Origin of the sequence: Commensalibacter nepenthis (genome assembly GCF_029953305.1) — a bacterium.
GTDB lineage: Bacteria > Pseudomonadota > Alphaproteobacteria > Acetobacterales > Acetobacteraceae > Commensalibacter > Commensalibacter nepenthis.
Genome location: NZ_JASBAN010000001.1, coordinates 2154325 through 2173388, shown reverse-complemented (window position 1 = coordinate 2173388; position 19064 = coordinate 2154325). Strand labels below are relative to the sequence as shown.

The 19064-nt window shown below is 38.5% G+C and carries 13 protein-coding genes; 8 read left to right on the top strand and 5 right to left on the bottom strand.

The window, feature by feature from the left end:
- Window positions 1-60: 60 nt before the first annotated feature.
- The 3 genes from murJ (at window position 61) to QJV33_RS10210 (ending at window position 7280) form a co-directional block, all read left to right on the top strand.
- Window positions 61-1614, top strand: coding sequence for a murein biosynthesis integral membrane protein MurJ (gene murJ, locus QJV33_RS10220; RefSeq protein ID WP_281463228.1), 1554 nt, complete (start codon window positions 61-63; stop codon window positions 1612-1614).
- Window positions 1615-1659: 45 nt separating this feature from the next.
- Entirely contained in the window at window positions 1660-4281 is a 2622-nt protein-coding gene (gene mutS / locus QJV33_RS10215; protein ID WP_281463227.1) for a DNA mismatch repair protein MutS, read from the top strand.
- A 71-nt stretch (window positions 4282-4352) separates the two neighbouring features.
- Entirely contained in the window at window positions 4353-7280 is a 2928-nt protein-coding gene (locus QJV33_RS10210; RefSeq protein WP_281463226.1) for a [protein-PII] uridylyltransferase, read from the top strand.
- Window positions 7281-7293: 13 nt separating this feature from the next.
- Here QJV33_RS10210 and QJV33_RS10205 read toward each other — a convergent pair whose 3' ends face one another.
- On the bottom strand, window positions 7294-9153 hold the full coding sequence (locus QJV33_RS10205) for a tetratricopeptide repeat protein (RefSeq protein ID WP_281463225.1): 1860 nt from the start codon (window positions 9151-9153) through the stop codon (window positions 7294-7296).
- 204 nt (window positions 9154-9357) lie between these two features.
- Between QJV33_RS10205 and QJV33_RS10200 the strand changes: the two genes are divergently transcribed.
- From QJV33_RS10200 to QJV33_RS10180, 5 genes are read left to right on the top strand one after another with little or no spacing between them, the layout of a single operon-like run.
- The gene (locus tag QJV33_RS10200) at window positions 9358-10494 is read left to right on the top strand and encodes an L-dopachrome tautomerase-related protein (protein ID WP_281463224.1); all 1137 of its coding nucleotides are present in this window, start codon (window positions 9358-9360) and stop codon (window positions 10492-10494) included.
- 32 nt (window positions 10495-10526) lie between these two features.
- Entirely contained in the window at window positions 10527-11927 is a 1401-nt protein-coding gene (thrC, locus tag QJV33_RS10195) for a threonine synthase (RefSeq protein ID WP_281463223.1), read from the top strand.
- Window positions 11928-11945: 18 nt separating this feature from the next.
- Window positions 11946-13211: a M16 family metallopeptidase gene (locus tag QJV33_RS10190; protein WP_281463222.1), complete on the top strand. Its 1266-nt coding sequence runs from the start codon at window positions 11946-11948 to the stop codon at window positions 13209-13211.
- Window positions 13208-14545, top strand: coding sequence for a TldD/PmbA family protein (locus QJV33_RS10185; RefSeq protein ID WP_281463221.1), 1338 nt, complete (start codon window positions 13208-13210; stop codon window positions 14543-14545). The genes QJV33_RS10190 and QJV33_RS10185 overlap by 4 nt, the downstream gene beginning before the upstream one ends.
- A 28-nt stretch (window positions 14546-14573) precedes the next feature.
- A complete protein-coding gene (locus QJV33_RS10180; protein ID WP_281463220.1) occupies window positions 14574-15647 on the top strand; it encodes a Tim44 domain-containing protein in 1074 nt (357 codons plus the stop codon).
- Window positions 15648-15774: 127 nt separating this feature from the next.
- Here the strand turns inward: QJV33_RS10180 and QJV33_RS10175 are convergent, their stop codons facing one another.
- Genes QJV33_RS10175 through QJV33_RS10160 form a run of 4 tightly spaced genes read right to left on the bottom strand, consistent with a single transcriptional unit; the run spans window position 15775 to window position 18944 of the window.
- Complete coding sequence (locus QJV33_RS10175; RefSeq protein ID WP_281463219.1) at window positions 15775-15933, bottom strand: hypothetical protein; 159 nt, start codon at window positions 15931-15933, stop codon at window positions 15775-15777.
- 15 nt (window positions 15934-15948) lie between these two features.
- A complete protein-coding gene (gene cyoE / locus QJV33_RS10170; RefSeq protein ID WP_281463218.1) occupies window positions 15949-16896 on the bottom strand; it encodes a heme o synthase in 948 nt (315 codons plus the stop codon).
- A gap of 11 nt (window positions 16897-16907) precedes the next feature.
- Entirely contained in the window at window positions 16908-18221 is a 1314-nt protein-coding gene (locus tag QJV33_RS10165; RefSeq protein WP_281463217.1) for a cbb3-type cytochrome c oxidase subunit I, read from the bottom strand.
- A 48-nt stretch (window positions 18222-18269) separates the two neighbouring features.
- Window positions 18270-18944 carry a class I SAM-dependent methyltransferase gene (locus QJV33_RS10160; RefSeq protein WP_408869678.1) on the bottom strand — a complete coding sequence of 225 codons (675 nt, stop codon included), beginning with the start codon at window positions 18942-18944 and terminating at the stop codon, window positions 18270-18272.
- Between the last annotated feature and the right edge of the window lie 120 nt (window positions 18945-19064).

Sequence of the window (19064 nt, the reverse complement as noted above, 5' to 3'; positions counted from 1 at the left end):
TAGAGTGATATGAAATAAAATCACTCTAAAACTTATATGCGTCTTATTTTTAGGGTAACAATGTTAAAAAATATATTAACCGTAGGCAGTTGGACAATGATAAGTCGCCTACTTGGTTTGGTCAGAGACCAATTACTTGCTGCTTTTTTAGGGGCTGGTTCTCTGCAAGATGCATATCAAGTTGCTTTTCGCCTGCCCAATATGTTCCGCAATCTTTTTGGTGAAGGTGCTTTTAACGCAGCATTTGTGCCTTTATTCACCATGACTTTGACCAACAAAAACCAAAAAGAAGCACAGCGTTTTGCTAATGAATCCTTTAGCGTCTTAATCACAATATTATTCATCATTACAATTTTAGCAGAAATATTTATGCCACAAATTGTAAGGATCATTGCCCCTGGCTTTACCGTTGATAAAGTACGTTATGATGAAGCGGTGGCGCTTAGCCGTATTACATTTCCCTATATGATCCTTATTTGCGCCGCAGCCTTAGTAGCTGGAGTTTTAAATAGCCTACACCATTTTGGTATCGCTGCGGCAGCTTATGTCAGCTTTAACATTGTTGGGATTGCTGCCTTATTATGGCTAACCCCCTATATGCCAAACGCAGCATGGGCTGCGGCGTGGGGGGTTACCTTGTCTGGTTTTGTGCAGCTGGGTATTTTACTGGTTGCAGCCAGAAAAGCTGGAATGCGAATAACATTATGTTTTCCAAAGCTAACCCAAGATATCCGGCTGTTATTTAGGAAAATGGCTCCTGGTATTGTTGGTAGCGGTATTACGCAAATTAATTTAACCATCAGCACCATTATTGCGACCTTATTACCAACAGGCAGCGTTTCGGTCATGTATTTTGCAGATCGTATCAACCAACTTCCTCTTGGTGTTCTGGGTGCAGCAGCAGGAACGACATTATTACCTATTTTAACAAAAGCACTACAAAACAAAGAGCCAAATGCAGCATTTGATGCACAAAATAAAGCCATTGATTACAGCCTTCTATTAACGTTACCTGCTGCGTTTGGATTGTTTAGTATCGCTGTTCCTGTGATTTCGACTTTATTTGGTCATGGTGCTTTTACCGTCAAAGATGTGTATGCTTCTGCTCTGGCTTTGCAGATGTATACGCTCGGATTGCCAGCCTTTGTATTAATCAAAGTCTTGTCCCCAGGCTTTTTTGCCAGAGGCGACACCTCAACCCCAGTGAAAATCGGTATATTCACTATTTTTCTAAATCTTATTCTAAATCTGATTTTCATGAGGCCTCTTACTTATATGGGTCCACCCCTTGCAAATAGCTTGGCTGCGACAATCAACGTTATTATATTGGCTGTGATCTTATATAAAAGAGACGCATTAGCTTTACCCCTTCCTTTAATAAAACGAATCGTAGCAATGACAGGAGCGTCCTTGGTGATGTGCCTTGTTTTGATAAGCATAACACATCTATTTTTTGCTAATCTTCCACAACAAAATATTATATATCGCCTATTTTCTATAATATTATTAATTTCTATAGGGGGATTACTTTACGGTATTGCTTTACATCTTCTCAAAATCATTGACTTACGGCAATTTTCAACTAGGCTTAAAAAGAGAATATTAAGAAAATAATATTTTAATATGTTAATGATTTATGACTAAACTAAACGAGTGAGAATGACAATCCCATCACCCGAAGGTGCCACCCCAGTAATGGCACAATGGTTTTCTTTAAAAGAACAATACCCAGATGCGTTATTATTTTTCCGCATGGGTGATTTTTTCGAATTGTTTTTTAAAGATGCCGAAGTCGCTGCCTATGCATTAGATATCGCTTTGACAGCAAGAGGAAATCACGGGGGCAGCCCCATTCCCATGTGTGGCGTTCCCATTGGAACAGCATCCAATTATTTATCCCGTTTAATTAAAAAAGGCTTTAAAGTTGCCATTGCAGAACAAACTGAAACGCCTTCGGATCGACCAAAAGGACAAAAAGGTCCATTATCTCGCGCTATTGTTCGTCTGATTACACCAGGAACTTTGACAGAAGATGAATTGCTACACGCTGAACAAGCCAATTACGTTGCATCGATTATTCCTCAACAAAAAAGTAAGACACCAAAATTTGGCGTAGCATGGATTGATATTTCAACGGGTGTTTTTGAAACAAGTTTTGTTGATGGCTCTAAATTAAATGATTTATTGGGGCGCATTAATCCTTCGGAAATCTTGTGTTCAAAAGAGATTCCATTAAACGACTATGAAACGCTTCGCACTGTCCTTCGTGAACATCATACATTAAATACAGCAGCAAAAGAGCTTGCTGAACTTTTTAATGTGAATTCTTTTGAAGCTTTGGGTCATTTTAATGACGAAGAAATCATCGCAGGATATGAGCTGATACATTATATCCAAAAAACCCAAGCAGGAAAAATTCCTCAACTTGCACGCCCTCAATCCCAACGATATGAATCAATCTTAGCCATTGACCCTGCAACACGTAACAGCTTGGACATTTTACAAAATAGTAATGGTAATCAGAAATTTACGTTATTTTCCAGCGTTTCTCATACGGTAACGGCTGCTGGCGCGCGCATGTTGGCGAACTGGCTTTCTGCTCCCTTGACACAGATCGAACTTATTCAAAAAAGGCAAGAAGGATGGATTTATTTACATCAAAACGCTGCTCTACTTGCTGAATTACGTAAAATATTAAAAGGAGCGCCTGATATTGCGCGGGCGCTTAGTCGATTATCATTAGGCAGAGGTCAACCCAGAGATTTAGCCTCTATTCGCAATGGATTAGAAATTGGACGTAAGATCGCCAGCATTCTAAATTCCTATAAAGAAGAGACAGGGCGTGTTTGTTCGCTTATTCAAAATATATCCGAGTATTTTTTATACGGCGAAGAGTTGTTACAAGACCTTCGTGCGGCTTTAGAGGAAAATCCTCCTTTAAAACTTGAAGAAGGCTTTATTATCAAAACTGGATATAATGACGAGCTAGATACCTATCGTCGCCTAAGAGATAATAGCCGCCAAGTGATTGTTAATTTGCAAGAAGATTACAAAAGTAAATTCAATATCAGCACATTAAAGATCAAACATCACACACAGCTAGGTCATATTATTGAAGTCAGCGCAACATCTGGCACCAAACTTCGCGATTACCCTGATCTTATTCTACGCCAAGGAACTGCAAATCTTTCACGTTTTACTACGATTGAACTGAATGAACTCAGTGAAAAAATCTTAGAAGCCAATATTCTTGCGGCTGAAAAAGAAAAACAGCTTTTTTGTGAATTAATTGATAAAGCTTTACAAGAAAATACACTGCCTATATTGGCGAAATCGATTACCATGATTGATGTCTTACAATCTTGTGCAGTTTTATATTCCAAACATAATTGGTGTATTCCTACACTCAGTGACGATACAACTTTTAAATTAACCCATTGTCGACATCCTATTGTAGAAGCTGCCATGCAACATAAGGCAACTTTTACACCCAATTCTTGTGATTTATCACAAAATAAAAAGATTATGCTGTTAACAGGTCCAAATATGGCTGGCAAATCAACCTTTTTGCGACAAGTGGCGTTAAGCGTTATTCTTGCACAGGCTGGGTTGCCAGTTGCGGCAAGTGAAGCAAAAATTGGTATTGTCGATCATTTATTTTCACGTGTTGGGGCATCTGATGATTTGGCGCATGGTCGATCGACATTTATGGTTGAAATGACCGAGGCGGCTTCTATTCTAAACCAAGCAGGCCCCAAATCTTTGGTTGTCATTGATGAAATTGGTCGCGGCACCTCAACCTTGGATGGAATGGCTATTGCCTGGGCAATGTTGGAAACATTACATAATACCATTCAGTGCCGCACTATCTTTGCAACCCATTTTCACGAGTTGGTAGAATCCACTCGACATCTTCAATCATGCAAACCTTTTACAATGAAAGTACAAGAATGGGACAACAGCATTATCTTTCAATATGAAGTCATCCCTGGTGCCGCAGAGCATAGTTGGGGAATTCATGTCGCACAATTAGCAGGCGTTCCCCTTCCAACATTACAACGTGCACAATATCTTTTAGAAAATTTAGAAAAACAATATCATAATCCTCAAATTACACTTCCCTTACCTCCTCCAGCCACAGAGGAGAAAAAAAACGTAAATTCATTGCCAAAAGAATATAAAGAAATCGAAAAACTTCTAAAAACAATCGATCCAGATGAACTGACACCAAAAAAATCGTTAAATATTCTCTATGAGCTGAAAAAGCTTATTGATAAATAAATATATCTGCTTAAATATTATTTATGTCTATTTATTAATATTTTATTAATTTTGCTAACAGGTTTAAAAAATTGAAGCACCCTGTCACTGATATATCATCTGACCCTACTCAAACAACTGAAATGTTTCGAGAGAAGATTCGCGTTGCATTTCGTAATAATCCAAATTTGTCAAGAGATGAATTATTACAAATCTTTCGTCGTCACTTGGGTCGTATTCAAACACAGGTTCGTACTGATTTTGAAAAAAATAGATTGTCAGGATTACAGGCCAGCAAGCAATTGACCGCATTTACAGATGGATTAATGGTTGTTTTATTTGACCTGATTTACCATCAATTATTAAGCTCTGATGATGAAAAAAATAAAATTGCATTCGTAGCAACAGGTGGCTATGGCAGAAAATGCTTAGCCCCTTTCAGTGACCTCGATTTATTATTTATCACCCCTGAAAACCCTTCAAAAGAGCTTTTGGATACCATAGAACAACATTTATATTTCCTATGGGATTTAGGGATAAAAATCGGTCATGCAATTCGTTCAATTCCAGAGTGTTTGACCGCAGCAAAAGAAGATATCACTATTTTAACGGCGTTGCTTGATGTCAGATTGTTAGGCGGGCATCAAAAACTATTTGATGAATTTATACCCAGCTTTGTCAATTTATGCGAAGGAATCGGTGCAACACGATATATCCTTGAAAAAAGTAAAGAGCGAGAAAATCGCCATAAAAAATTTGGTGAAACCCCTTATTTAGTCGAACCCAATATCAAAGAAGGCAAAGGGGGTTTACGAGACCTGCAAACCATTTATTGGGAATATCGTTTTACGTTGGGTTTTGATCAATTTTCTGACTTTTTAACACCCAAAATTAACGAACTTGGCTTGTTAACAGAACAAGAAATTCATCGCTTGCAACGCGCTCATAATTTTCTGTGGACGGTCAGATTTCAACTGCACTATATCTCAGGCAGAGCCGAGGACCGTTTAACATTTGATATGCAGCCTGTTGTTGGTGGGCGTATCGGATACACCAAACATGGACAGCAAGTAGGTGTTGAACGATTTATGCGTCATTACTTCCTTACCGCCAGAGAAGTCATGCGTTTGACCTATGTGATTGAATCAGCGCTGACGCTTTATACTCAAAAGGCAAGATTAAACAAATTTGAAAGTGGAAAATATATCCCCCACACCGGATGCTCTTTATTAGAAGGAAAAATCCTGCCAACAGCGCATATTTCTTTTGAAAAAGATCCGATCGAAATGATGCGCCTGTTGAAACTAGCACAAACACAAAAGCGCGCCATACATCCATTGGCGGTTCATCAGTTAATTCGATGGGAACGCAAAGCCGCTCAATTACGTGGCAATGCTGAAGCATCCGCCATTTTTCTTGACCTGTTATGTGATACACCAACATTTTTATCCCCTAAGGCACGTTATAAATTACTACAAAAAAATAACAACGAAGAAGAAAAAAACACTATTATTTATCCTCCACCCGAGGATCAATATAATGCAAACTGGCTTCATATCCTGAATGAAACAGGAATATTGGGACAATTAATGCCAGAATGGCGACGTATGGTAGGGCAAATGCAATTTGATACCTATCATATCTTTACCGTTGATCAACATAGTATCGAAGCTGCTAAATTGCTGGCAATGCTCGAAGCAGGTTATTATCAAGATGATTTGCAATTTGCCCATAAATTATTGCAAGGTATTCAATCCAAAAGAGCCTTATATATGGCAACTTTGTTACATGATATGGGCAAAGGCAGAGGTGGGGATCATTCCGAAGTGGGTTCTGAAATGGCTTTATCCATTTGTTCCCGCCTTAATATGTCAGCCGAGGAAACCGATACGGTTTCTTGGTTAATTTTGCATCATTTGTTATTAAGCCATACCGCCTTTCAAAGAGATATTGATGATCCAAAGACAATTTTGGATTTGGTTGACACCATTCAATCCCCTGAACGATTAAGGCTACTCTTCTTATTAACCATTTCTGACATGCGTGCAGTGAATAAAAAAGTGTGGAATGCTTGGAAAGCCACGTTATTGACCGAGCTTTATAATCGTGTTGCAGAAGTTTTAGAAGGTAGTCTTGCTACACAAGAACGCGATACCCGTGTATATCGTGTAAAAAATAATCTGACCAAACAATTTTCAATTATCAACCTTCCCAATGCTGATGTCGAATTTTTTATGAATTTAGGATATGCCAGCTATTGGTTATCATTTGATGAAAATACGCATATACGCCACGCGCATATGATTATAGAAGCACAACAAAAGCAAGCTCCTTTAACCATACGCACCTATCCTTTGCCTGATCGCGGTGTTACAGAAGTTACTGTTTACGCACCTGATCATCCTGGTTTATTTTCAAAAATCTCTGGTGCATTGGCTGTGGCTGGTGCTTCAATTGTTGATGCACGTATTCATACATTAACCAATGGTATGGTGCTTGATACATTTTGGATACAAGATGCTGCACAAGATGTGTTTGATGATCCACTTCGTTTGCAACGAACAGTTGATTTAATTACATCTGCTTTGGCTGGCACCATTGATATTGAACAACGGCTGCAAGATTGTAATCGTCATATGTTATATGGTCGTCGTATGCGGGCTATTCATGTCCCCCCAAGGGTTGTCATTGATAATCAAGCCTCAAATGGATTTACCGTCATAGAAGTAAACGGACGTGACCGCATTGGGTTACTGTATGATGTCACCAAAACGATTAGAGAACAAAAGCTACAAATCAGCTCTGCACATATTACTACCTATGGTATCAGGGCGGTGGATGTTTTCTATATCAAAGATGTTTTTGGTTTAAAAGTACAAGATAAAAAACGCTTATCTGTTATTCGCGAAGCAATCTTAAAAGTTCTTGAAGAAGTAGAAGAAAATATTACGGGCATTCAACCCAATAGTGCAGCTTCTATTATTCAAATGGAAATCACACCACCAAAAGAAGAACCTTAAAACAGTAAAGATTTTATAATATTGTAGCCAACTCAGCCTTTACCTCTTCCATCAAGTTATTCCATGCTTGATCTGGAGGTAATGGCTGTTTTTGTTGAAAAATACGCAATGTTGGATACCACAAACTATTATTATTTTCATTTTGATAAGTTGGATACCAACGCCAATCCCCACCATAGCGATTTAATAACCATACAGGCTTACCCAATATTCCAGCCAAATGTGCAATCATTGTATCAACAGTGATTACCAAATCTAATTGTTGAATAAAGAAAGCCGTTCGTAATAAATCCCCACAAGGTAAAGCACCAACAAATCCTTTCGGCATATCTGATTTTTTCAGCCCTATTTGTAATGCATAGAACGCTATCTTATGACTATCAAGTAAAGAGCTAAAATTAGATAAAGGGATTGAGCGCAATAAATCAAAATGATTATCACGATTTCCCATCCAACAAAGTCCAACTTTTAATCCATCAGAAATATGCTGTGACTGGCACGTTTCCAAACGCAATTGATATTGAGGAATCTCTTGTGCTTGCAGCAGGTAAGGTAAACTCATTAGCATGACTTGATGCGTTATACCCTCTGGTAAGACGCTGTTTTTTTCAACGACAACACATGAATGATCCGATTGACAAGAACTTACAATAAGTTCTAATAAATGAACCAATTCTTTTTGCACTTCGATAACAATAGAATATTGTTGTAAAAGGGCTGGTAAATAACGAATAAATTGCAGTGTATCCCCTAGCCCTTGTTCTGCACGAACCAATAGTGTTTCAGCGGGTTCTTTACCATCCCATATTGGAATATGATCGCTATCCACAAAATGATTTAATAAAGAATGGCGAGCTTCCATATGCTCATACCCTTCAATCACATTCCCTTTAGCCAATAAAACCATTGATAAATTATATTCTATTTTATGATATTCTTGTTCTGTTAATGAAATAAACTCTGAAGGAGTCAATAAGTGACGATATATTGTTTCGGCATCATCCAACATTCTTAATTCAAAAAGAATTGTGCCAAGATTTAAACCAATACGCGCGTCAAGAGGTGCTTTTTGATAAGCGGATTGTAGCAACTCTTTGGCTTCTGACAAAGCCCCCAGCCCCATTTGTACCAATCCCAAATTAACCTGTGTTTCAATGACTTCAGGCTCATGTTCGAGGGCAAACACCAAATTCTTTTTGGCTTCTTGCAATCGATTAAGCTGAAATAAAATAGCGCCCAAATTTGCGTAAGCAGAAATAATATTAAGATTTAAGCGTATGATTTTACGAAATACACGCTCTGCTTCGCCTAATATGCCCATCTTATACAAAAGAACGCCAAGCTCATGCATAAACTCTATTTTACCCACATTATTTTTAACTGCATCCTTGGCAATATTTAAAGCTTGCTCGAATGCTTCTGCTTGATAATAAAATCGAATCAGCTCTTTCCAATAGGTCAAAGATGAAGGTTGTAACTCTATTGCTTTTCGAAACGCATGTTCCGCCCCTTGTTGATTTCCCATTGCCTCATAAACCAAAGCCAATGCATGATAAGCCCTTGGATCATAAGGATTTAATAAGAGTGAACTTTTTAAAGCAGCCTCTCCTTCTGCGCTATGTCCTTGTTCATACAATGACAATCCCAAGGGAATATAATAATGAGATTGTGGTTTAATTTCGATTGCCTGTCCTGCAAAACCAATAGCCAAAGCATGATTTCCTGCTGCCCTCGCTACGCAGGCTCTGCCATAAAATGCCTCAGAAAAATTAGGTTCTTTTGTTAATACATCACAAAAGATATTATCAGCTTCTTGGAGTTGTCCTTTGGATAGCAACGATAATCCATGGTTTATTTTTTGATCGTAAAACATGCAAAACAACCTAAATCAATCTTTAAATTACTTAGAAATATTGAAAACACTATACAAAAGCTTTGTATAAACTCAAAATATTGAATTCTGAAAAATAGACTTCGTTTAAAATATCAGCTTTTATCTCAGATATTCCCTATCATCTTTTAAAAAATTGCCTTATAAATAAACTCTATGTTTTATATCAGGAATAGAATATCGGTTATGATTTTATTAAAACCTTTTACCCGTTCTGTATCTTTTGCCTTGGCACTGATCTTCATTGCTCCCTCTTTAGCACATGCAAAACAAAAGCTGGATCAACCAGCACTTTTATCATCAGATGCGTTAAAGCAAGTCGCTTCTGTTAAGGGATATTTACCCGACTATATCGTGGTTGATGATAAAGAACGCATGATTGCTCAATTCCCAAGATTGACTGATGATAAAGGACTTTCTCTTGCGATTGTCAAGCCAGATAACACCTTAACTCCATACCCAAACGAAGAATGGAACAACATCAACACACAAAATTTAAGTAAACATTTCATTGGGTTAACAGGGATGACTTTGACGCCAGATGGAATTTTATGGGTTTTAGATAGTGGTATTCCAAAAGTTGGGGCTACGCCGATTAAAAATGCTGCCAAAATTATAACAATCGATACAAAAACAGACCAAGTTCTTCAAACATATCCTATTCCTGACTCTGTATTCAAAGAAAAAACCGCTTTGAACGCAATTGCTGTTTACGATCACCATATTTATATTGCAGACGAAGGCGCACCTGCCATCATCGTGTTTGATACCAAGACAGGTCAAGCCAGACGCTTGTTGGAAAATTCTCCCAGCCTTTATTCTCGACTTGCAGTGGTTGCGAATAACCAAGTCGTTAAACCAAACCTTGACCAATCCTCACATTTCAATGTGAACCAATTGGCCATTTCTCCAGATGGAAAACGCTTATATTACCAAGCCGTCAGTGGTCCTTTATATCGTATTGATACCATGTATCTCAACGATGCGACCTACTCCCCTGCTGAATTAAACGAAGCCATGATGATTTGGTTTAAAACCCCTTCATCAGGTGGTATCGTTTGCGGACCTGATGGCACTTTATATATTGATGATATCGCAACCAACAGTGTCTATCGTTTTACCACCGGTCGTATTTTGAATAAATTAATCACCGACCCCAGATTGAAATGGCCTGCACATCCATTTATATCTAAAAATAATGTATTATATATTCCTACGATACAATTCGATCAAACACAGCTGTTAAACAAACAAGATCATTCAACCATACAATGGCCTTTATACATATACAGCCTGACCCCGCCTGCACTACAAAATAAATAATTATTTAATAATCATTTTTTATTAGGTTTACAATGCGTTACGTTTCTACCAGAGGGCAAGCCCCCATCTTAAATTTCTCTAATACGCTTCTTGCTGGTCTTGCCCAAGATGGTGGGTTATATATCCCCGAAACTTGGCCTCAAATTTCTGCTGATGATTTACGAAAAATGCGAGGATTGAGCTATCCTGAGCTAGCAGCAAAGATCGTCCATCTTTTTACAGGCAATGAAATCCCAGAAGCTGTTTTATTGGATCTTTGTCAGAAATCTTATGCTGGTTTTAACCATAAAGCCATTGTGCCGTTAATTCAGCTTGACCATAATTTATTTGTCCAAGAATTATTCCATGGTCCAACGCTGGCGTTTAAAGATATGGCAATGCAACTTCTTGGTCATTTATTTGACTATGTCTTAAGCCAAAGAGGTGAAAAAATCACGATTGTCGGGGCAACTTCTGGGGATACAGGGTCTGCTGCAATCGAGGCTTTCAAAGGAAGCTCTAATCTAACCGTTACAATTTTACATCCTTATGGCAGAACTTCGGAAGTTCAGCGCCGTCAAATGACAACTGTTTTAGAGCCAAATATCAATAATATTGCTGTTGAAGGCTCTTTTGATGATTGCCAAGACTTGGTCAAAGCCATGTTTGCGGATGCGCCTTTCCGTGATGCAGTACAACTCTCTGCGGTTAACTCTATTAACTGGGGACGTATTGCCGCACAAGTACCTTATTACATATATGCAGCTTTATTATTAGGGGCTCCTGACCGTGAAGTTTCCTTTACTGTTCCAACAGGTAACTTTGGAAATATCTTGGCTGCATGGACAGCACGCAAAATTGGTGTGCCAATTAATCTTCTGTGTGTAGGGTCTAACCATAATGACATTTTGACCCGTTTCTTACTTAATAATGATATGAGCATCCAAGGCGTTCGCCCTAGTCTATCTCCTTCTATGGATATTCAAATTTCTTCTAATTTTGAACGTTTATTGTTTGAATTGCTAGACCGAGATGCCGATCAATGTCGCCAAACCATGCAAGATTTCCGTCAAAACAAAAAAATGGATATTCCTGCTAATATTTGGAATAAAGCAACTGAAAACTTCAAAGGAATGGCTCTGAGTGACCAAGAAACCGAAAAAGTCATTCAACAATATTACAAAGAATCTGCTTATCTAGCAGACCCACATACTGCTATTGGTATTGCTACTGCTCAAAAATATCGTAACAAAGATATTCCAATGGTAACCGTTGCCACAGCGCATCCTGCGAAATTCCCTGATGCAATCAAGCAAGCAACGGGTATTACGCCAGCTTTACCTTTGACATTGTCAGACTTATATGATCGTAAAGAAAGCTATCAAGTTTTACCTGCTAATCTAAAGAAAATCGAAGATTCAGTTCGTGCCACAATACGTAAAAACAATTTTTAATATTACTCTAGGATAAATATGAACCAAGCTATAAAGATCACACGCCTCCCCTCTGGGATGCTAGTTGTAACGGAAAAAATGGATCGTGTTGAAACGATCTCCCTTGGTGCGTATGTCAGTGTTGGAACACGTTATGAAACTGCCGAAGAAAATGGGATCTCTCACTTTCTGGAGCATATGGCGTTCAAAGGAACCACAACACGCTCTGCACTGAATATTGCCGAAGCTGTTGAAAATGTTGGTGGTCATATTAACGCCTATACAGCACGTGAAATTACAGCCTATTATATTAAATTATTAAAAGACGATTATGAGCTTGGGGTGGATATTCTTGGCGATATTCTCACCCATAGCACATTTGACCCAACAGAGTTGGAAAGAGAACGTGGCGTTATCTTGCAAGAGATTGGGCAAGCCAACGACACACCTGATGACATCGTTTTTGATTATTTCCAAGAAACCGCTTATCCTAATCAACCAATGGGTCGTCCTACTTTGGGAACCGAAGCATTAATTCACACCATGCAACGTGATACTTTGCAAGCCTATATGGCGCGTCATTACAATACCAATAACACGATCTTTGCAGCAGCTGGCAATTTAGAGCACGATGAAATCGTTCATCTTGTCGAACATTATTTTAAAGATTTACCCCAAACCCCAACGCAATCAGTAATGCCCGCCAATTATCAAGGGGGAGAATTCCGTAAAGAAAAAGAACTCGATCAAGCACATATTTTATTGGGATTTCCTTCTGTAAATTACAATCATCCCCAATATTACGCAGCCATTCTACTGTCCATTATTCTGGGTGGTGGGATGTCCTCTCGCCTTTTCCAAGAAGTGCGTGAAAAACATGGGCTGGTTTATTCCGTCTATGCTTATAATACAGCGCATCAAGATGATGGATTATTTGGTATTTATGCTGGTACAGGTGAAGAGCAAACCAAAAAACTGATGCCCATTTTAATTCAAGAGCTCAAGAATATCCAGACACTCATTAAGCCAGAAGAATTAAAACGCACCAAAGCTCAATTAAAATCTTCTTTGTTAATGTCCATGGAAAGCACAGCCAGCCGTTGTGAGCAAATTGCACGACATCTACAAATTTATAACCGTATCATTCCCCCCCAAGAAATAGTGGATAAAATTGATGCTGTGACGATCGAAGATATCTATCAAATTGCTGAGCATATTTTCCACGGGAAACCGACTTTAACCACGTTGGGACCTATTCGCCACGTGCCGTCATTAGCAGAGATTACCGAAAGCTTAAATTCATGACACAAAATCAAAATTTTATTAAAGATTTAATTCATCAAGCAAAAAAAGCTGGCGCAACTGCTGCTGACGCTGTTATGCTGGCTTCGACCTCTGTTGGTGTGCAGGTTCGAAATGGTCAATCTGAAGAATTGGAGCGCTCTGAAACAAAAACTGTTGGGCTACGTGTTTTTATAGACAAACGTTCTGCAACCATTTCTACGACAGATTTACATAAAGACAATATTGAAAAATTAGTCGAACAAGCCATTTCTATGGCAAAGATTTTACCAGAAGACCCCTTCTCTGGTTTGCCTGAACCTTCTTCAAAAGCGTGTATTGATCCCAAAGAACTTGATCTGTACGATGCTTCTGAACGCTCTACACAAGAAATGCTTGAGCAAGCCAAACAAACAGAAGCAGCAGCCTTAGCCGTTCAAGGGGTAAGCAATAGTATGGGTGGCAGCTGTGGTTATAGCAAAAACGAGATGATCCTTGCGAATAGTAATGATTTCTTTGGCACCTATGCCAGAACATCCCACTCTTTATCGGCATGTGTCTTGGCTGGCACAGGCACTGATATGCAACGCGATTATGATTACCATTCGACCGTGCATTTAAAAGATTTAGAAGATGCTGACGCAATTGGACGCAGTGCTGGTGAAAAAGCCGTTGCAAAATTAAATCCAAAAAAACCCAATACAGGGATTTTACCGGTTATTTTTGATCCCAGAGTAGCCAATTCTATTCTTGGTCATCTCGCAGGGGCATTGAATGGTTATGCCATTGCCAGAGGAACTTCTTTTTTGAAAAACGATATGGGTAATTTGATTTTTCCAGCAGATATTACCATTATCGATCAACCTTATCTTATCAAAGGATTAGCCTCTCGCCCATTTGATGTCGAAGGTCTATATCCCGAAGAATTAAAACTGGTTGACCAAGGAAAGATTGCCAATTGGCTACTCGATAGCCGTACCGCAAGTCAACTGGGGTTAGTCAGTAATGGTCATGCGACACGTGGACCGTCCTCTCCTCCCTCACCTACGACAACCAATCTATATGTCATGGCTGGCACACAAACCCCTACGGAATTAATGGCAGACATCAAAGAAGGTATTTATATTACCGAAATGATTGGTTCTTCGGTCAATATGGTGACAGGTGATTATAGCCGAGGTGCCAGTGGGTTCATGATCCGTAATGGACAGCTTGCTGAACCTGTGATGGAATTCACGTTAGCCTCTACGCTCAAGGAAATGTTTTCACAATTACATATCGCTAATGATTTGAAATTCCGTTATAATACTAACAGCCCTACACTACGCATCGATGCAATGAGTGTTGCGGGCAATTAACATATGTTAACCGAAATGGATGAAAGAAATGAATCGTACGACCTTTAATAGCCGTACCCTGCTTTGTCTTTTAAGTTTTACTTTAGTTGTGCCGTCTGTTCTTGTGGATTTAATCCCTCAGGCAGAAGCCAGAGCGGGTCGAGGCTCTTCGATGGGCAGCCGTGGCAGCAGAACCTATAGCGCCCCTTCTTATACCAGAAGCAGCCCAATGGGTGCGCAACCAATGCAACGGACGATGACACGCCCACCAGCAGCGGCTCCATCTCCTAGCAACAGCACGCCTGGTGCATCTCCAGGAATGGCTGGTGGTGCTATGAACCGACCTGCTCAACAACAAGCTCCAGCCTCTGGTGGTATGAGCAATTTTACCAAAGGACTCATTGGGGGTGCTGTAGGTGCCGCTGGTTATCATATGCTGACTGGCAGCAAAGAAAGTAACGCGCAACAGCCTGCAAACCAAAATCAGCAAGGACAAAACGAGCAACAACAAGCACCACAACAAAAGCAAAGTGGTGGTTTTATGAGCTTATTGATACGCCTCATTATTATTGGATTAGTCGTTTGGTTGGTAATACGCTTTATCCGTAGACGTGGTGCTGCTGGTGCAAATAACAATAATACTGCACCTAATAACATATCTGCTAATCGTGTTAACCCTTCTATGAACGCTAATCCTCAACCTGTTCAACAAACCAATATTCAATTACAGCAAGAGGATTATGTAACGTTTCAACAACGTTTATTAGAAGTTCAAGACGCTTGGAATAGACAAGATTTAAACAGTTTACAAAAAATTACGACGCCAGAGATGATTGCGTATTTTAATGAACAATTAACAGACCTATCTAGCCAAGGATTGCATAACAGCACTTCTAATGTTCAATTCGTGCAAGGCGACCTGTCCGAAGCGTGGGCAGAAGGCAACAGAGAATATGCAACTGTTGCAATGCGCTATTCTTTAATCGATATTACAACAGATAATACGGGACGTGTTGTTGACGGTAATCCAAATCAACCTGTTAATATTACTGAACTATGGACTTTCGTAAGGGCAACTAATAATAAATGGTGGCTATTATCTGCCATTCAACAAACAAACTAATTCATATATGAATTGATTCAATGTATTAATCAGTTCATATCATTATAATATATAAACAAAACCCCATTCTGTTTCATCACAGAATGGGGTTTTGTTTAATTAGGCATATAAATGCTATATATATTGTCTATAACTGAATCAAAGAAAGAATATATAAAATCCCACTTAATCCAAACAACGCAGAGAGTAATACTATATTACGTTGATTTCGACGGCGAAGAAATTCTTTTTGTTGTTCTACAGTTAAAGAAATTGCGATTGCTTTTGCTTTTTGTTGCTTTCTCATAGTGATTTGTTTCCTTTAAACAAAATGGTCGATAATCAAAGCAAGAAATAATAAAAATAAATATATTAACGAAAAACGAAAAGAATGCCTGGCAGCTTTGTCATTATTTAAACTGAGTCCTTCTGGAGTTTGCTTTTCCAACAAAACCTTAATCGCCATATAAATAAATCCAGCGTTTAAAAGAATTGCTGCACCCATATAGATATAAGAAGTATACCCGAAATACACAGGAGATAAAGTGACAATTGCTAAAATAATTGTATAAATTAAAATTTGCCAACGTGTATGCCTTGCTCCTTTAACGACGGGAAGCATCGGAATACCAGCACGTCCATAATCCTTACAAGCATATAATGCAAGCGACCAAAAATGGGGTGGTGTCCACAAAAAAGTAATAGAAAATAAAATAATTGGAAATAAATCCATACTACCCGTAACAGAAGTCCACCCTATCAATGGAGGAAATGCACCAGCAGCCCCACCAATAACGATATTTTGAGGTGTTGAGCGCTTTAGCCATATCGTATAAACAACGCTATAAAAAAAGATTGAGAATGCTAAAATTGCTGCGGTCAAAAAATTTGTTGCTAAAAACATCAAAATAACTGAGACGACAGAAACACCTACACCATAAATTAATGCGTCATTTGGATGCACTCTGCCTGCCGGCAAAGGTCGTGTTATGGTTCTTTGCATGATCTGATCGATATCACGATCGTACCACATATTAATGGCACCAGCCCCACCAGAAGCCATACAAATACAAAGAATACTAATCAACGCAAGCACAGGATGAATATGACCAGGTGCTAATATAATTCCCACTACACCTGTAAAAACCACCAAGGAAATAACTCTTGGCTTTAACAGCACAAACCAATCCTTGACATTACTGCCTACCACAGCCGCATCATAACGAATCCGTTTTGAGCCTATAGTTTCATCAGCAAGCAATTGCCCCATGAATTTACATCCTATTTTGCACGAGAAAAGACAGGAGAAGGAAGTTGCCATTCATAGCTTACTGCCCCTGCACCCCAATAATTATTTGATATGCTAACTTTACTACTTAATGCATGGATAAGAACGATAAAGAATGTTAACAAAGATAATCCCATAAAAATCGCACCGATTAATATAGATTTACTTCCCAGTGAAAACATATCTAAAGTAAAGACAACCCCAACGCATGTTAGAGTAAAATGCAATTTCGCTAAAAACTCTGAATATTGTTTACCAAGAATTTTACCCATCCAAAAATAAAATCCAGCAAATACAGCAAACAGAACACCATATGAAATACAAGAATGCATCAACCCAATTTCGCTCATGATGCCTTGATATGGCCACCCTATACTTAATAATCCAATAAAGCCAAATGACCACAAGATCGGCGCGGGAAAACGTCTTTCACCTGTAAAAAATAGGCGAAGGCAATAAATAAACAGATACAAAGATAATCCATATAATGCACAAGAGTAAAAAATTTGCAGCATGAAACCCTGATGTAAAGTAATTACTTGATGGCTTAAGATCATTTTATTCCAAGCAAGCAATACAACCAAAGGCACCAATGTCATTGTTAAAATGACATATCGCACTTGTTTAATGGTCTGATTTGAGATTGTGCCGACAATATGAAAAATCAAAGAAATCGCAGGGATAATTAAAACTATTACCATTGGATAGGCAAATGAATTAACAGTTTGCTGGACAGCTGCGCCTAATTGTTCTGCATTAAAATAATCTTTTGTTAATGCTGCCAATAATACAGATGCAATCGGCAACAATAATGCAGAAGCAATCCCTTGACCCCACACAAATATGGATAAAGAATCGTAACCGACTTCTTTTGCCCTAGTATTAATGATCGTAATCAACATATTTGCTGAAAACATCAATGCCGCAACAGACCAAAACACCAAACTATAAAAGGACAAAAGGACGATTTGCGGATACAGGAATGTCAAAAAATTACAAGCAAAGCCAATTAAAAGACAAATAAAGGCAAGAAAACTTAACCATTTAAATGCCATATCTTTGGTTTTGATTAAAATTGGAACAAACCAACTTCCCAATCCCAACATCAAAGCGGGTTGCAGAACAAAAAATACCATCATTCTGGCATGCGTTTGTGGCAAATTCTGTATAAAATCGCGATTACTGAGCTCACCTAAAACAAGAAAAAAAGCATTAAATTGGACAAATAATGCCGCGATACCACCACTTATTCCAGCAAATATTGCTAGAATTAAAGTGTTCATTCCAATTTTATAATGTGTATTCATTATATATTTCTATCATGGAGCTATTTAAAAATAAAGAAACATCTTATTCTATCGAACAAGATGAACCAAAGTAAATAATCCAAAAGGACGAACAGGTTGTAAAACTGCACGTTGTAATGCTTCTGGTGGAAGCAAAGATTCGATTGAGAAATCAGGATGCCATCCTAATGCTTTTGACGCAGGCGCCATAACGCGTTCAATGTAATAACGCATCCCTTTTTGAGCCAAAAAATGATTCACGAATAAAATATGACCACCAGGCTTTACAACACGCTTTAATTCAGCAAATAGACGGTCTGGATTTGGAACAACTGATGCGACAAACATCCCAACCGCAATATCAAAAGACCCTGTTTCAAAATCAGTTGCCTCGGCATCCATTTCAAATAAATTCTCAACATTAGATAAATTGTGACGGGCGACTCTTTGTCGAGCTTTTTTTAGCATATCGGTTGATAAGTCAATCCCTGTGATTCTCTTATCAAAATTATAAGAAGGAAGTGCTAAACCTGTTCCAACCCCTACTTCTAAAACTTTTGTTCCCGGTAAACGATTAACTTCTGTAACAGCACAACGCCGCCCGAACGAAGAAATACTTCCAAAAACTGTATCATAGACCATCGCCCATCGACGATAGGCTAACTTAACAGCATCTGCATTTAACGCAGTATGAGGTGAAGGAGGCACGTTATTGCTCCCAAAAACTGTGAATGACAATATTATTAACAAGACTTATTAACCAAAAAGAAATAAAAATCTAGTAAGTTTTTTCTTTTTATAGTTATTAATAAAATACATGCGCTTTAAAACAACATTTTGTCGTTTATTTTATATCCTATGTAA

Excerpts from the sequence above, each read along its gene's own strand:
- QJV33_RS10165 (WP_281463217.1), bottom strand. The coding sequence starts at position 18,221 with ATGAATACACATTATAAAATTGGAATGAACACTTTAATTCTAGCAATA.
- murJ (WP_281463228.1), top strand. The coding sequence starts at position 61 with ATGTTAAAAAATATATTAACCGTAGGCAGTTGGACAATGATAAGTCGC.
- QJV33_RS10205 (WP_281463225.1), bottom strand. The coding sequence starts at position 9,153 with ATGTTTTACGATCAAAAAATAAACCATGGATTATCGTTGCTATCCAAA.
- mutS (WP_281463227.1), top strand. The coding sequence starts at position 1,660 with ATGACAATCCCATCACCCGAAGGTGCCACCCCAGTAATGGCACAATGG.
- QJV33_RS10185 (WP_281463221.1), top strand. The coding sequence starts at position 13,208 with ATGACACAAAATCAAAATTTTATTAAAGATTTAATTCATCAAGCAAAA.
- thrC (WP_281463223.1), top strand. The coding sequence starts at position 10,527 with ATGCGTTACGTTTCTACCAGAGGGCAAGCCCCCATCTTAAATTTCTCT.
- QJV33_RS10200 (WP_281463224.1), top strand. The coding sequence starts at position 9,358 with ATGATTTTATTAAAACCTTTTACCCGTTCTGTATCTTTTGCCTTGGCA.
- QJV33_RS10180 (WP_281463220.1), top strand. The coding sequence starts at position 14,574 with ATGAATCGTACGACCTTTAATAGCCGTACCCTGCTTTGTCTTTTAAGT.
- cyoE (WP_281463218.1), bottom strand. The coding sequence starts at position 16,896 with ATGGGGCAATTGCTTGCTGATGAAACTATAGGCTCAAAACGGATTCGT.
- QJV33_RS10175 (WP_281463219.1), bottom strand. The coding sequence starts at position 15,933 with ATGAGAAAGCAACAAAAAGCAAAAGCAATCGCAATTTCTTTAACTGTA.
- QJV33_RS10190 (WP_281463222.1), top strand. The coding sequence starts at position 11,946 with ATGAACCAAGCTATAAAGATCACACGCCTCCCCTCTGGGATGCTAGTT.